Here is a 12,919-nt window from a genome sequence, read left to right on the forward strand (position 1 = left end):
GTCCCAGGCGCCCCTCTCTTCGGCCTCTTCCAAGGCCAGGGGGGCGCTCCGCGCACCGCATCCTGGAGGTCACAGTGATCCACGTCTTCGTCGGGCCGACGCTGGAGCGGTCCGCTCCTCAGCTCACCGTGGGGAACGTACAGGTACACCCGCCCATACGTCACGGTGACCTGTTCACCAGCTCGATCGCGGACAGCGATACGGTGGTGCTCATCGACGGGGTGTACCACCAGGCACCGGCACTGCGCCACAAGGAGATCCTGGCGGCGATGGGCCGGGGTGTTCGGGTGATCGGCGCGGCGAGCATCGGGGCCTTGCGCGCTGCTGAACTCGCGCCGTTCGGGATGCTCGGCATCGGCACCGTCTACACCGCCTATGCCCGAGAACAGATCGTGGGCGACGATGAGGTCGCCGTCGGGCAGGCCCCGGATGGGGACCTGAAGGCGCTGACGTGGCCGGTGGTCAATCTGCGGCATGTCCTGGACCTTGCGGTCAGGGCGGGGGTCATCGACGGTGGCGGAGCCGAGCGGCTGCTGGCGGCGCTGCGCGCGATCTACTACCCGCAGCGCACCATGGCCGCGGTGCTGGCTGTCTTGCGGCGTGAAGGAGCCGCGGAGGCCGCCCGCTGGTTGGAGCTCCAGCGCACGCACAACCGGCACTTCGGCGACATCAAGCGTGTCGATGCGCTCCAGGCCGTTGAGGCGGCCCTCGAGGGCCCCACGCCAGTACCGGGGGGCCGACTGCCGCCTGAGGTTTGGGAAACGGGGTACTTCCGCCGCTGGTCCAACGCCTTCGCGCGGGGCCGTGTGGAGGGCCTGGAGCTGGCCACCGAGGACCGTCTGATCTACCAGCAGGTCTTTGACCCGGCGTTCCCCGAGACGTGGGCCCATTACCTGGAGTACCGCTCGCTGCACCCGGCCGACGGGCCGGGCCGGCCGCTGGCTGAGCGGCTGGCCCAGGTCACCGGCGGCGATCTGACTGCCGACCGCGTCTTCCATCCGACCATCGACCTGCGGGACGCACAAAGCGTGTCGCTCCTGCTGGCTGGCGAGACCGAGCAGGACCGGGAGGCCGTCGCCCGCTACCGGGCCGCTCTCCAGGCGCGCCGCCCTCGGCCCGGCTTCTCGGTCGCGGCGGTACGCGAGGACCTCACGCGCCGGCTGCTGCTGAGGGTGTGGCACTGCTGCGAGGAGCGCTTCGACGCGGAGGCGTCCGCGCGGGGCTTGATGTGCGGGGCGCGTGCCGTCGAGTCGGCCAAAAGGCTCGTGCCGGGCCTGGTAGAGGAGGCCGAGGCCGGGATGTTCGTGTCGAGCGCGCGGATAGAGGTGGCCCATGCCGCGCGGTGACAGCCAGGTGGCGCTGCCGGGCACGGTGCGCGCGCGGCCTCCAGCGCAGACCTGGGCGGCGGTGTCCGGCCGGCTGCCCGACTACGGGATCACCCGGGTCGCGGACCTGACCGGCCTGGACAGCATCGGGCTGCCAGTATGGACGGCGATCCGGCCTGCCTCGCGTACCTTGAGCACGGCGCAGGGCAAGGGGGCCTCCCACCTGCTGGCGAAGCTGTCAGCGGTCATGGAAGCAATCGAACTGTGGCACGTCGAACAGCCGCTGCCCATCACCATTCGCGGCCCGGCCGTCGAGGTAGCCCCTTCCTGCCCAGTGACCGAACTGCCGCTGACCATCCCCTACTCCCACGAGTCCCTGGCCCGGATCGTGTGGGAGTGGACTCCCGGGAGCGGCCTGCTCAGCGGCGTCACGAAGCTGCTGCCGGTCGACTTGGTACGCCGCCGTGTGCAACGGCCCGAGTGGGTTCCGGACCTGCTGCGCGCCACCAGCACCGGCCTGGCCTGCGGCAACAGCCGGGATGAGGCCCTGCTGCACGCCCTCTTGGAGATCGTGGAGCGAGACGTGCTGTACCGGGACGGACAGGCGGGCGGACGCCAGCGCACCCTCATCAATCCAAAGACAGTCGACGACTCCTTCGGCCGGGAGGTTGTGGATCGGCTGCTGGCCGCGGGCATGTCGCTGGAGACCGCGTCCGTGGACGGCCCGTACGGCCTGCCGGTGTGTGTGGCCTACCTCTGGGCGGAGGACCATCCCGTTGTCTTCGCTGGCGGCGGCTGCCACTACGACCCGTCGATCGCGCTGACCCGAGCCCTCACCGAAGCCGCCCAGTCCCGGCTGACCGCGATCGCCGGAACACGCGACGACCTCGCCAGCGACCCCGGCGCGTTCGACACCACGCCCTTGCGGCCGGCCACCGCCACTGCACTCGCGCCGTGGACCGAAGTGAGCGGCTCGTACCCCGCACCCGAGGGCGGCTTCGCCAACCAAGTCGCTGAGGCGGCCCGGCGCATCACCGCCGTGACAGGGCACGAACCAGTGGCCCTGAATCTGTCCGGCGCGACCGCACCAGTCCCCACCGTCCAGGTCATCTGCCCCGGAGCCCGCTCACGTATCAGGAGATCGATGCCCCGATGAACCCCGCCGCGGTACAGACGACCACGCCACCCACGACTAGCAAACAGCGCTCGGCCCCCTACGACGCCTTTCATGCCGCCCGCGCCCGCACCGATCTGACCGCCCGCCTGTACGCCGCTGCGATGGGCGAGGATTATCCATCGGAGGTCAGCGCCTCCAGTTCCTGCGACTGGCCCCTGCTCGGGCTACTGACCGCACGGCTGCGGATGTCCCCCGACCAGCTCCTGGTGGACGCGGGGTGCGGCACCGGAGGCATCGGTCTGTGGCTGGCCCGCGCCCTTGCCGTACGCCTGGAGGGCTTCGACCTCTCCCCCATCGCCATCGCACAGGCCACCACACGCCGCCCCCACTTCCTCGACCGCAAGGCCACCTGGGCTCGTTTCCGCATCGCGGAGCTTGCGGACACCGGTCTGTCCGATGGCTGCGCCGACGGCATCGTCTGTGTGGACGTCCTGGGGCGTTCCGCCGACAAAGTCTCAGCGATGTGCGAGCTCGGCCGTGTCCTGGCCCCCGGTGGCCGCTTGGCGATGACCCGCTCGCTGCGCCCCGGCACCACTGCGGCCTGGACCGAGCAGGCGCAGGCGGCCGGGCTCGAGGTGGAGCACGTGGACGAACGCCCTGCCGAACCGGTGATGTGGGAACGGCTCTACCGGCTATGGATCGCCCACGCCGATGATTTGATTGGCGAGCTGGGCGGGGGCCAGGCCCAGAGCATGCTGCGCGAGGCACACCGGATGCTGCCCCTCCTGGTCGGTCGCCGTGCTGTCCTGTTGACGCTGAGACGCCCCGCGACCGGCCCAGTGGGGTCCCCTGCGGCCGCTAGGATGACGACGCTCGACCGCCGCGTCGGCAACAGCCCCACGTTCAGCGGAAGGACCCCGCAGTGACTCAGCGCCGTACCGTCCGCGCGGCGGTATTCTCCGCCGGGTCCTGGGGCACCGCCGTCGCCAAGATCATGGCCGACGCCGGGACCGACGTCATCGTGCACGCTCGCCGCAGCGAGATCGCCGACGCGATCAACACAGAGCACCGCAACCCCGGATACTTCCCGGACGTGGAACTGCCCGCTGCCGTGAAGGCCACGACCGCCCCAGCTATCGCTCTGGACAACGCGGACTTCCTTGTGCTGTCCATCCCCGCGCAGTCCCTGCGGGACAGCCTGGCCACGTGGGCGCCGCACATCGGGCCCGACACCGTCGTCGTGTCGCTGATGAAGGGCATCGAACGCGACACCGACAAGCGTGCCAGCGAGGTCATCATCGATGTGGCCGGCGTCCGCGCCCACCGGGTAGCCGTACTGTCGGGGCCCAACCTGGCGCGCGAGATCATGGCCGGACAGCCCGCTGCAGCGACCGTCGCCTGCCCCGACGAAGACGCCGCCGCCCGCTTCCAACAGGCATGCCATGCCCCCTACTTCCGGCCCTACACCAGCACCGACGTGATCGGCTGCGAGCTCGGTGGTGCCATCAAGAACGTCATCGCACTCGCGGTCGGAATCGCCTCCGGCATGGGCCTGGGTGACAACGCCGCGGCCATGCTCATCACCCGGGGTCTGGCCGAGACCACCCGGCTCGCCGCTGCCATGGGCGCCCATCCCGCAACGCTCGCGGGCCTGGCCGGCCTGGGTGACCTGGTCGCCACTTGTTCCTCGCCGCTCTCCCGCAACCGGACCTTCGGCACCCACCTCGGTAAGGGCTTGAGCGTCCAGGAGGCGACCGCCGCCACCCGTCAGACCACTGAGGGCGTCAAATCCGCGGAGGCGATCCTCGCCCTGGCCCACTCCCACGGCGTCGACATGCCCATCACCGACGTGATCACCACCCTTTTGAACGGAAAGATCACACTCGGCCAGGCTACGGCCGCGCTCATGCAGCGCCCGCCCAAGCCTGAGCGCTGATCCCCCGGCGCCCCGCGCACGCGAGGCCTCCACCCACCTTTCACCTCCCTGACGGAGGCTTCTGCGCATGCACGCATCTGTGCTGTCCGCTGTCGAGATCGCCCTCACTCTCGCCTTGGTGGCCTGGATGGCCACCGGCTTCACCCGCCTGCCCGGCCGCTGGCTGCGCTGGAAGATGTTCTGCCGGGCCACCTTCACCATCGTCACGCTCACCGGCACCAAGGACGGCCGCACCGAGCCCGTAAACGTGTACGACCATCTGTCGCCCGGCTCCTTCATTCTCGGCCCGCCCCAGCTCCAGACAATCCTCAACTACCTCACCCACACGGGCCGTTACGACCGCGTCGACGGCCACGGCCGCCTCCTCAACGCCGACGGCGAGCGACCCATCGACATCAGGGACAGCCGTGTGGTTCTTTGAGAGCCTCGCCTCCGGCTTCCACCACCCCACCGACCCCGCAAGGCTCCATCTGTTCCGCATCATCTTCGGCGTCATTCTCACCCTGCGGTTCGCCCTCTCCATCGGCCAAGGCGGCTGGGGCCGCCTGGCTCCCGGCTCCCTCAGCCGCCATCTCGCCGAGCAGCGCTTCGGCCCGGCCAAGGCTCAAATCCTCGCCCGGATCTACCGGCCAGCATTGATCATCCGAACTGCCGCCGCCCTTGGCCTGGCCATCGGACTGGTATCCAGGCTCTCGCTCGTGCTCGTCCTTGCGGGCGCAGGGATGGAACTCCTCTACCTCAAGAGCCCCAACGCCGTCCGCTACACCCTGCTCACCGGCGCCTGCCTCCTCCTCGCGGGAGACATCGGGCACGGACTGCGCATCGAGCACGGTGCCAGCACGGCCAACACCTGGGCGCAGTGCCTCCTGGTGCTGGTCACCACCGACATCTACTGGAACAGCGCCTATCACAAACTCCGCTCGCCCCAGTTCCGTACCGGTCTCTACCTCGCCCAGTGGATGCACGTCTATGCCCAGGTCAAAGGCCACTTGCCTTACCGCGGTCAGTACGCCGTCCCCGGCCTCGTCCGACGCAACATGGGTAACCTGAGCGACCGAGACATCAGGCTATGGCGGCTGTCCGCAGCCACCGTAATCGCGGCGGAGATCGCGCTGCCGCCCGCCCTGCTCTACCCGCAGACCATGCCGTATGCCGTCGTCCTCGGCATCGGTCTGCACAGCGCCTTCACCTGCCTCAAACCGCGCCAGCTCATTACCTTCTCTGGCCTCACTCTCGGCACCTACATCGCCTTCGTCACATGACCCCAGCAGCACGTCCGCCGGTAGACCGACGCATGGTGGTCGAAGCGACAGCGTGGCGGTCTCGCAGCGAGGCGCCGTGGCGTGATCCGCCCGAGCGGTCCGGGAACTGGAAGACGATCTTTAAGAATGTCGACCGCTGGTCGAAGGGCGGGGTCTGGGCGCGCGCTGCGGCGTTCCCGACTGCGATACCGCCACGCCCCGGTCGGTCAATCGGTCCGGGCCGGCGTACTGACCGCTCGCGCGATGCGACTGCCGACCAGGCTCTCCGCCTCAGCTAGCTGATGCCACGCGGCCCCGGTGACTTCGGCCTCCTGGATGCTTCCCACGTCCGCATGCGCTGTCGTGAACGCGTACCCAATGTCGAGGTGATAATGCTCTGGCTCGTCCTTCGCCGGGCGGGCAGGAACCCGGCCGTTGAGCCGTGAGACGTTAGTTGGAACCTGGCCACGGTTGTTGGAACCGGAGGGCTCCAGCACTGGAATCGATCTTGAGCTTTGGCTGTGCCCCAAAATGATCAGACGCCGACCGTCGGGACCTGGTAGAACCGGGTCCCAGTGGCGTCTGGGCCACGAGGCTCTGGGGGCGGTGTGTCGGGACCGGCGGTTGGACTGTGGCTCTTCGAACCGCGCGAGTTCGCGGACATCCTGGCCGATGTAGTCCCGTGGTTGGAGACATTCTGCGAACCGGTGGAGACCAAAGCTGGCGGAGCTGTGGACTTCTGGGTGCGAGACGGTTCGGCCCTGGGCCTGCGCGCCTTCGACCCGGCCAGCGTCGGCGTGTTCTTCGTGTCGGAGGACGAGGAGGTGCCTGGGGAGGACGAGGATTACGCAGCCTTCTTGCGGCCACCGGTGCAGGGGCTCGTAGTCGGCGCCGGCTGCTCGGGCTCAGTGAACCATGTGCTGCTCGGTCATCTGACGCTCGCTCTCGCCCGCCGTCTGGATGCGCTGGTCGACTTCGACGGCCTCCTGAGCAGCTGCCCCGCCGCGGGAGACGACACGAGGAACGAGGCAGTCCTGGCCCGGGCGAGAGCACTGGCGTCAGCCCTCCCGGGAAGGCTTTCGGAGGTCTCCTATGGCACCGGGGGCGGTGGACGGTGGCTTCGACACGTCGGAGACGTGGAGTTTCTGGAAGCCTGGCTGCAACATCCCGACTTCCACTTGATCAAGTAGCGCTTCGGTGTCGATCTTCTTGGCGAGCAGGTCGCCATGGTGGAGGAGGAGTTTCCGTGCATCTGCATAGTGGTTCAGCGGGTCGGGGCGCGAGAGCTGAGACCGCGTGGAGACCCGTCTCAGCAGCCAGGATCGGCGGATGTCGTCGGGCTGCTGGGCTTCGATGGGCCGTGGTGCGAACTGGGGCTTACCTTCGGTGACATGGGACCAGATGAAGGCGGATGCTTCCTGTCGCGAGGAAATCTCACGTGGACAACCACAGTCGGCTCCACGGTGAAGCACCGAGTATCGGAAGAAAGAGCGTGGGCGGTGGCGGTGGGGCCACCGCCCCCACACCGACTGGCACCGGGTTGGTCAGGTTTCGTTTGCGCCGAGGGTGTTCTGGAGGGTCTGAACCCGTAGGGCGGCGACTTCCTCCCGGAGGTCGGTAAGTTCGCGGTGCAGGGCCTGGATGGCGACGAGGGCGACGCCGTTGGTGTCGGTGCAGCAGATCGTCCGGTCGTTCTCGCCGACTTCGAACGCCTTCCACCAATCCTGTGCCATCGGCCCCAGATGCCGTACGTGGGGTGGGTCCCAGTGGTAGCGCCAGGTGCTGACGGGCAGGTTCACCACCTGCTCCAGGACCCGGTAGCCGTTGACCGGCTCGCCGCCGGTCACGGCACCGGTGACGGCCGTCGACGCCAGCCCGGCCGCCGACCCGCCCCGGACGCGTAGCTGTCGGACCTGGGCGGGCGTCCGCACCCGGGCCAGCACACCCCGCAGCCGCCGGCCTTTCACCGCTCCCAGACCACCGCGGTCACCGCCGTCTTCAACGCCCGGTCAGAGACCCCGAAGCCGAGACCTCCGGGGCCGTGAGCGGCGCCGACGCAGGTGATGCCGCTGTTGCCGGCGGCGGCCTGGGTGGTGTTGACGGGCAGGGTGGCGACGGGGCCGGTCAGGACGCCGCTCCCGGTGGTGGTGGTGTTCGTCGTCTGGTTGGCGCCGTGGACGACGGCGGTGTTGCCGTTCTGCTGGTTGCCGATGCCGAGGATGTCGGCCTGCGCTGCCTGGGCGGGGCCGAGGACGGCTCCGGCCGCCCCCGCTGCGGCAGCGACGACCAGAACACGCTTACGCAGATGCGTCCGCGGAAGACTCCATACACCCATGAGTGCCTCTTTCCTGTGCTGGCGGTAACCGGTGCCCTTCCGGCGGTCCATGCCGGAGTGATCAGCCGGTTAACGCCTCCCGTGGTGGAGGGGACACGGGCGTGCGGTCGAAGTACCCGTTCGGGAGAGCCCGTTGTTCTCACGCTCCCGTCCGGGTGCAGGTGCGGGCCGCTGGGGAGTCGGCGGGTGCGTGCGTGGGGTGGGGGAGGGCGTGGGTGCGGGGGGTGAGGAGGAGGGTTTCATAGGTGTGGTGGTGGCGGTGGATGACGCGGTGGTGCAGGAGGTGGGCTGCCTGTTCCATCTGGCCGGTGTCGATGAGGGCGCGGGCAAGGGTGTCCTGGATGATCTCGCGTTCCACCCGCACCCCGCCGACGCGCTCCACCTCTTGGCCCAGGGGGGTGAGGAGGTCGACGGCTTTACCGGGTTGGCCGTCCGTCATGTGGGCGAGGGCCTGGATGACGGGGGTCAGGACCTGGTGGTAGTCCGGGCGCCGGTCACCCCCGGCGCGGGCCGCCATGGCGTTCAGGCCGTCGGTGTCGGAGGCGACGGCCAGGGCGAGGGCGAGCTGGAAGGTGTGGAAGACCTCCGCCCACCCGGCGCCTTCGTCCACCAGCTGGTGGATGTGGTCCAGGTCGCTGGTGTTGGCGGGGGCCTGCCCGGCCAGCAGCAGGCGCCAGTTGGTGGCCGCGCGCATCCCCACGTCCCCACGGTGCAGCTCGGTGTCGGCCCGCAGGCGGGCCGCCTGGAGGTTTCCGCACGCCAGGTCCTGCAGGGCGGCGTGCCACTGCAGATGGCGGCGCTGGAGGGCGCGCGGGTCGTCCTTGAGCCAGCCGTCGATGAAGGACGTGTAGGCGGGACCGGTGCCCTGTTCGTGTTCGGCGTGCGCGCGGGCGTGCACTGCGGTTCCCGAGCGTGGCTGGAGGGTGAGGGCATGGCCGGCGAGGTGCCAGGCCCGGTCGCTCTCGCCCATCTCGGCCAGGGCGGCGGCCGCCCAGGACGCCCACGGCCACGACTCCTGACCCGCCGCCTCGTACTGGGTGACGGCCAGGTTCCGGCCGTGGTCGCGGTAGGCGAGGTCACCGCTCAGGGAGAACGCGGAGAGCAGCGGCCCGGCCAGCACGTCACCGGGGTGCTGGGCCAGGTGCAGCACCAGATGATCGGCCGTGGCCCGGTGCTGGTTGTGCGCAGCCAGCCACACCGCATGGATCAACGATGCCGCATGCGCGTTCCCTGCCTGCACAGCGGCGGCGTGGGCGGCCTGGAGACGGGTGCGGACCTGTTGGTGCCCCAGGCGCTCGGCATCCGCGTACGCCCACAAAGCCACCGCCAGCGGCTCCTGCGGATCCCGCACGGCCCAGGCGCGCAGTGCGGGCAGCGCCCGGCCGCTCTTCGCCAGCCACTCGCCCACCGCACCGTCGCCCGCCCGCAGGACCGCGTCATGGCTCGTCGTCACTGGCTTCACACCCTTGTCTCTGGCACCCCACCGCTCCCGCCCCGTGCGGGAGCACTGGGCGCCTGGCCCTGCCCAACGAGAGCGCGCCAGGCCGGTCACCCCCGCCGGAACGCCGCCCGCACCCGGCATGGCGACGTTGGCGTACACCGCAAGGGCTGAAGGGGCCTGCTCTCTCATGGCGCCGTGTATCAGACAGACGCGTTCGGTCGCGACCGGGCACCAACGGCCCGGACCACACCGCGCGTATCAGGAGGCCGGTGCTGGCGCGGCTGATGCCGCTCCGCGGTCGCTCTTGTACCAGGTGCGGCCGGACGCGACCGTGCAGGTCGCTCGCCGCTCACCCGGGAGCCGGCCCGGGGAGGCTGCGCGGCCGGGTCACCGGCGGCCGGCGCGAGCCGCTCCCGGGGGATGCCCGGTGGGAGGCACCCGCCGGGCACCCCCGTCGCTGGAACCGAAGATCCTGCCATTCGTGTGGGCTCAAGCTCCAGTTGTTCAGTGCGACGCGGCGTCGCCGGTAGTCGACTGGGTTCGGTGCTGCGTCAAGTTCTCGTGCGAGAGCCCGAAGAGCGGTTGTGAACCGGTCGGGAGGGTGGCTGGCGATCTGACGGCTGAGCGCCCGGGTGATCGTGTGCTTGCCCGCGTGTGTGACTCCCAGGTATGAGGTTGCCTCGGCCATGGCGCCACCGATCCTCCACTGGACGAGTTTGACGGCAGCCAGCCGGCGTGCGGCTCGGGTATGGGTGCCCCAGCCGAAGACCGCGAGGTGGCGTTCGAATTGGCCATGCTCCAATGCGGCGGCGATGTGCTCCGGCTGGTAGCCGACCGTGCGGGTCGGCGCTCGCAGACCAAAGGCACCTCCGTCGCGGCGGAAGGCTCGAATGGACGGCTCGGCGGCGAGCAAAAGCCTCTCGGAGCACAAACTCCTGTGTCGGTTGAGGATGTGGCTCCAGGGGGCGAGGCTGGGCAGGCCGCTCCAACTGGCCCGGTGATGGCCGGCGAGGGCGCCTTCGAGATCGTCTGTTCCCAGAACGGCTTCAGCGGCGAAGAGGAGTGCCGCTGTTGCCACTGGGCTGCGAGGGGGCGAGTAGAGGCTGCCGCTGCGGTTCGCTTCGTGCACATGGCCGGCCACTGCGGTGGCGAGAGCTGGTGTCAGCAGGTCCTGCCCCATGGGCCAGGACGCGCAGAGCAGAGCGGTGACGACTCGCAGATCCGCGAACCGCTGTGCGGCCTCCTCGGCGGACGTGTCGGGGTCCAGGAGGTCCAGGAGACGCGCCTGCATCTCGGTGATCACAGGGTTCGGTCCAGGCCCGGAGCTGGAACGTCGGTCGAGGCGGACTCTGCAGGGTGTGCGGGTGAACCCCGGCTCATGCTTGATTCCAGGATCCGGCAAGCGGCACTCGGCGGGGTGCAGGCCAGCATGCTTGGCGCCAGCGAAGAGGGGAGTGACTCGCCTGATCTCGTGGTTCCTCGGGCAGCCATGGTGAAGGAAGGACAGGTGGTCCGGGCAGAGGGAGGCGATGGGCATCTGCCATACCTTCTTCCAGCAACCGCCGTACTCCTGCTGGACGGTGCTGCCGTCGCCGGCCAGGCACTGCGGGCAGTAGCGGGGGCTGTCGTTGAACAGCCAGCTGTCGAAAGCCTTCACTGCGGTCAGAGACCGGGAGATGGGTGGATAGCGGTCGGCCCAGGGCCGGAGTGTCAGGTACTCGCCCTCGGCCTCGGTCAGGCGGGTGGCGCGGGCGAAGGCGTTCGTGCGGAGGTCCAAATGGAGCCGTCGGCTGACCCGGGTCTCTGGAGTGCTGCCGCATCCGAGCAGTCGGGTGAGCCGGTTCGGCTCCAGGTGGAGTCGGTAGGCAAGCCGCAGGAGGTAACCATTCAGGGACTCGCCTGCCAGTGGTTCCAAGCTCATGCCCAACGGCCGCGCGGGCTCATTCGCCGTCTCAGCCATCGGCGGCCGGCCGTTCTCCACGGTCGTCGAAGACCGTGTTGCGGGGCCTGGTGGCGGACTTCTTGGCTGAGGCCGCCGGTGGCGGGACGTTCTGGGGGATGTCGGGGACTTCGCCGGTTTCCGCGTCGAGGTCATCGAGGTTCCCGAGCCGGATCGGCGTGCTTCTGAGCAGTTCCAGGGACAGTCGTTCCTCACCGCTGGCGATGGCCCCGGTGCAGCCGGCCTCGATCAGGCGCCGCAGCAGGCCGACGATTCCGCGTGAGCGGGCCTTGACCCCTGATGTTGGACACACGAGACACTGGATCTAGAGGATCTGAGAACGGACATCTCGTGGTCATGAAGAACTACCCGCCGGAGTTCAAGGCGGACGCGGTCGCGCTCTACGAGTCGCGGCCGGAGGCGACGATCAGGTCGGTCGCCGCCGATCTGGGCATCAATCCGGAGACCCTGCGGAACTGGGTGAGGGCTGCCGGAGCAAGCCGTCCACGAGGACGCCGGACGTCGGAGACGGCCCAGCCGCCGCAACCGCTGGAGGCGGAGAACGCGGCCTTGCGGAAGAAGATCCGCGAGCTCGAGGAGGAACGCGAGATCCTGCGGAAGGCGGCCAAATATTTCGCCGGGGAGACGCGCTGGTGAACCGCTTCCAGTGCGTCGCCGACCTGCAGCGCCGCTACGGCGTGAAGCGGCTCTGCCACGTCCTCGGCATCAGCCGCTCGAGCTTTTACTACTGGCGCCGGACAGCCGCCGACCGGGCCGCCCGGTGGGCGGCCGACGCACAACTGGCCGCCCGGATACGGGCGGTGCATCAGGAATCGGACGGCACCTACGGAGCCCCAAGAATCACCGCCGAGCTCCGCGAGACCAGCGGTGAGGCGGTCAACCACAAGCGGGTCGCCCGGATCATGCGGGAGTCCGGGATCGAAGGGGTCCGGTTGCGCCGCCGGCACCGCACCACCGTCCCCGATCCGGCTGCAGCCAAGGCCCCGGACCTGATCCGCCGCGACTTCACCGCCATCACGCCGAACGCAAAGTACGTCGGCGACATCACCTATCTGCCCCTCGACGGCGGGAAGTTCTGCTACCTGGCGACCGTCATCGACCTCGCCTCGCGCCGTCTTGCCGGCTGGGCGATCGCCGACCACATGCGCGCGGATCTCGTGACCGACGCCCTGGCCGCGGCCGTCCGCACCCGCGGCAGCCTCGCGGGGTCGATCATGCACACCGACCACGGAGCCCAGTACACCAGCAGGGCTTTTGCTGAAGCCTGCAGGTCAGCAGGGGTCCGACAGAGCATGAGCGCGGTCGGGTCCAGCGCGGACAACGCACTCGCCGAGTCCTTCAACGCGACCTTCAAACGCGAGACCCTGCAGGGCCGAAAGAGCTGGCCGGGCGAGCGCGAGGCCCGACTCGATGCGTTCAGATGGCTCCACCGCTACAACACCCGGCGCCGACACTCCCGCCTCGGACAGCGGTCGCCCATCGCCTTCGAGAACGCCTTCCACCTCGCACCAACTACGCTGACGCCAGCCGCGTAACCCGTGTTCAGGATCCGGGGTCAAGGCCC

At 69.4% G+C, this 12,919-nt stretch carries 14 protein-coding genes; 9 read left to right on the forward strand and 5 right to left on the reverse strand.

The features are described from left to right. Positions 1–74 precede the first annotated feature (74 nt). From IG78_RS0132905 to IG78_RS0132935, 8 genes are all read left to right on the forward strand, one after another. Entirely contained in the window at positions 75–1,346 is a 1,272-nt protein-coding gene (locus tag IG78_RS0132905; protein WP_107055044.1) for a TfuA-like protein, read from the forward strand. After that, the gene (locus IG78_RS0132910; protein WP_030570393.1) at positions 1,333–2,481 is read left to right on the forward strand and encodes a YcaO-like family protein; all 1,149 of its coding nucleotides are present in this window, start codon (positions 1,333–1,335) and stop codon (positions 2,479–2,481) included. The genes IG78_RS0132905 and IG78_RS0132910 overlap by 14 nt, the downstream gene beginning before the upstream one ends. Then, a complete protein-coding gene (locus IG78_RS0132915) occupies positions 2,478–3,368 on the forward strand; it encodes a class I SAM-dependent DNA methyltransferase (protein WP_051853137.1) in 891 nt (296 codons plus the stop codon). The genes IG78_RS0132910 and IG78_RS0132915 overlap by 4 nt, the downstream gene beginning before the upstream one ends. After that, positions 3,365–4,378 (forward strand): NAD(P)H-dependent glycerol-3-phosphate dehydrogenase, encoded by a 1,014-nt coding sequence (locus IG78_RS0132920; RefSeq protein WP_030570399.1) that lies wholly within the window; start codon positions 3,365–3,367, stop codon positions 4,376–4,378. Before IG78_RS0132915 ends, IG78_RS0132920 begins: the two co-directional genes overlap by 4 nt. 67 nt (positions 4,379–4,445) lie before the next feature. Next, complete coding sequence (locus tag IG78_RS0132925; RefSeq protein ID WP_030570402.1) at positions 4,446–4,799, forward strand: hypothetical protein; 354 nt, start codon at positions 4,446–4,448, stop codon at positions 4,797–4,799. After that, positions 4,786–5,640: an HTTM domain-containing protein gene (locus IG78_RS0132930; protein ID WP_030570405.1), complete on the forward strand. Its 855-nt coding sequence runs from the start codon at positions 4,786–4,788 to the stop codon at positions 5,638–5,640. Before IG78_RS0132925 ends, IG78_RS0132930 begins: the two co-directional genes overlap by 14 nt. Then, entirely contained in the window at positions 5,637–5,918 is a 282-nt protein-coding gene (locus IG78_RS52805; RefSeq protein ID WP_078965749.1) for a transposase, read from the forward strand. Before IG78_RS0132930 ends, IG78_RS52805 begins: the two co-directional genes overlap by 4 nt. A gap of 309 nt (positions 5,919–6,227) precedes the next feature. Continuing rightward, positions 6,228–6,809, forward strand: coding sequence for a DUF6368 family protein (locus IG78_RS0132935; RefSeq protein ID WP_030570408.1), 582 nt, complete (start codon positions 6,228–6,230; stop codon positions 6,807–6,809). A gap of 354 nt (positions 6,810–7,163) precedes the next feature. On the opposite strand, the gene IG78_RS44465 is transcribed toward IG78_RS0132935, so the two are convergent. From IG78_RS44465 to IG78_RS0132960, 5 genes are all read right to left on the reverse strand, one after another. Then, a complete protein-coding gene (locus tag IG78_RS44465) occupies positions 7,164–7,586 on the reverse strand; it encodes a tail fiber domain-containing protein (RefSeq protein ID WP_051853138.1) in 423 nt (140 codons plus the stop codon). After that, entirely contained in the window at positions 7,583–7,954 is a 372-nt protein-coding gene (locus tag IG78_RS0132945; protein ID WP_051853139.1) for a hypothetical protein, read from the reverse strand. Before IG78_RS0132945 ends, IG78_RS44465 begins: the two co-directional genes overlap by 4 nt. 139 nt (positions 7,955–8,093) lie before the next feature. Next, a complete protein-coding gene (locus IG78_RS0132950; protein WP_063760832.1) occupies positions 8,094–9,407 on the reverse strand; it encodes a tetratricopeptide repeat protein in 1,314 nt (437 codons plus the stop codon). Between the two features lie 337 nt (positions 9,408–9,744). Next, positions 9,745–11,355: a TniQ family protein gene (locus IG78_RS0132955; RefSeq protein ID WP_051853140.1), complete on the reverse strand. Its 1,611-nt coding sequence runs from the start codon at positions 11,353–11,355 to the stop codon at positions 9,745–9,747. Continuing rightward, on the reverse strand, positions 11,348–11,647 hold the full coding sequence (locus IG78_RS0132960) for a hypothetical protein (RefSeq protein ID WP_030570422.1): 300 nt from the start codon (positions 11,645–11,647) through the stop codon (positions 11,348–11,350). The genes IG78_RS0132955 and IG78_RS0132960 overlap by 8 nt, the downstream gene beginning before the upstream one ends. A gap of 38 nt (positions 11,648–11,685) precedes the next feature. Between IG78_RS0132960 and IG78_RS0132970 the strand changes: the two genes are divergently transcribed. Continuing rightward, positions 11,686–12,890 (forward strand): IS3 family transposase gene (locus IG78_RS0132970; protein WP_107055045.1). Its coding sequence is split into 2 segments (ribosomal slippage): positions 11,686–11,977 and positions 11,977–12,890, totalling 1,206 coding nucleotides; the frame shifts between segments, so codons are not numbered across the junction. The last annotated feature ends 29 nt before the right edge of the window (positions 12,891–12,919 follow it).

The sequence above is a fragment of the Streptomyces aureocirculatus genome (assembly GCF_000720475.1).
Taxonomy (GTDB): Bacteria; Actinomycetota; Actinomycetes; order Streptomycetales; family Streptomycetaceae; genus Streptomyces; species Streptomyces aureocirculatus.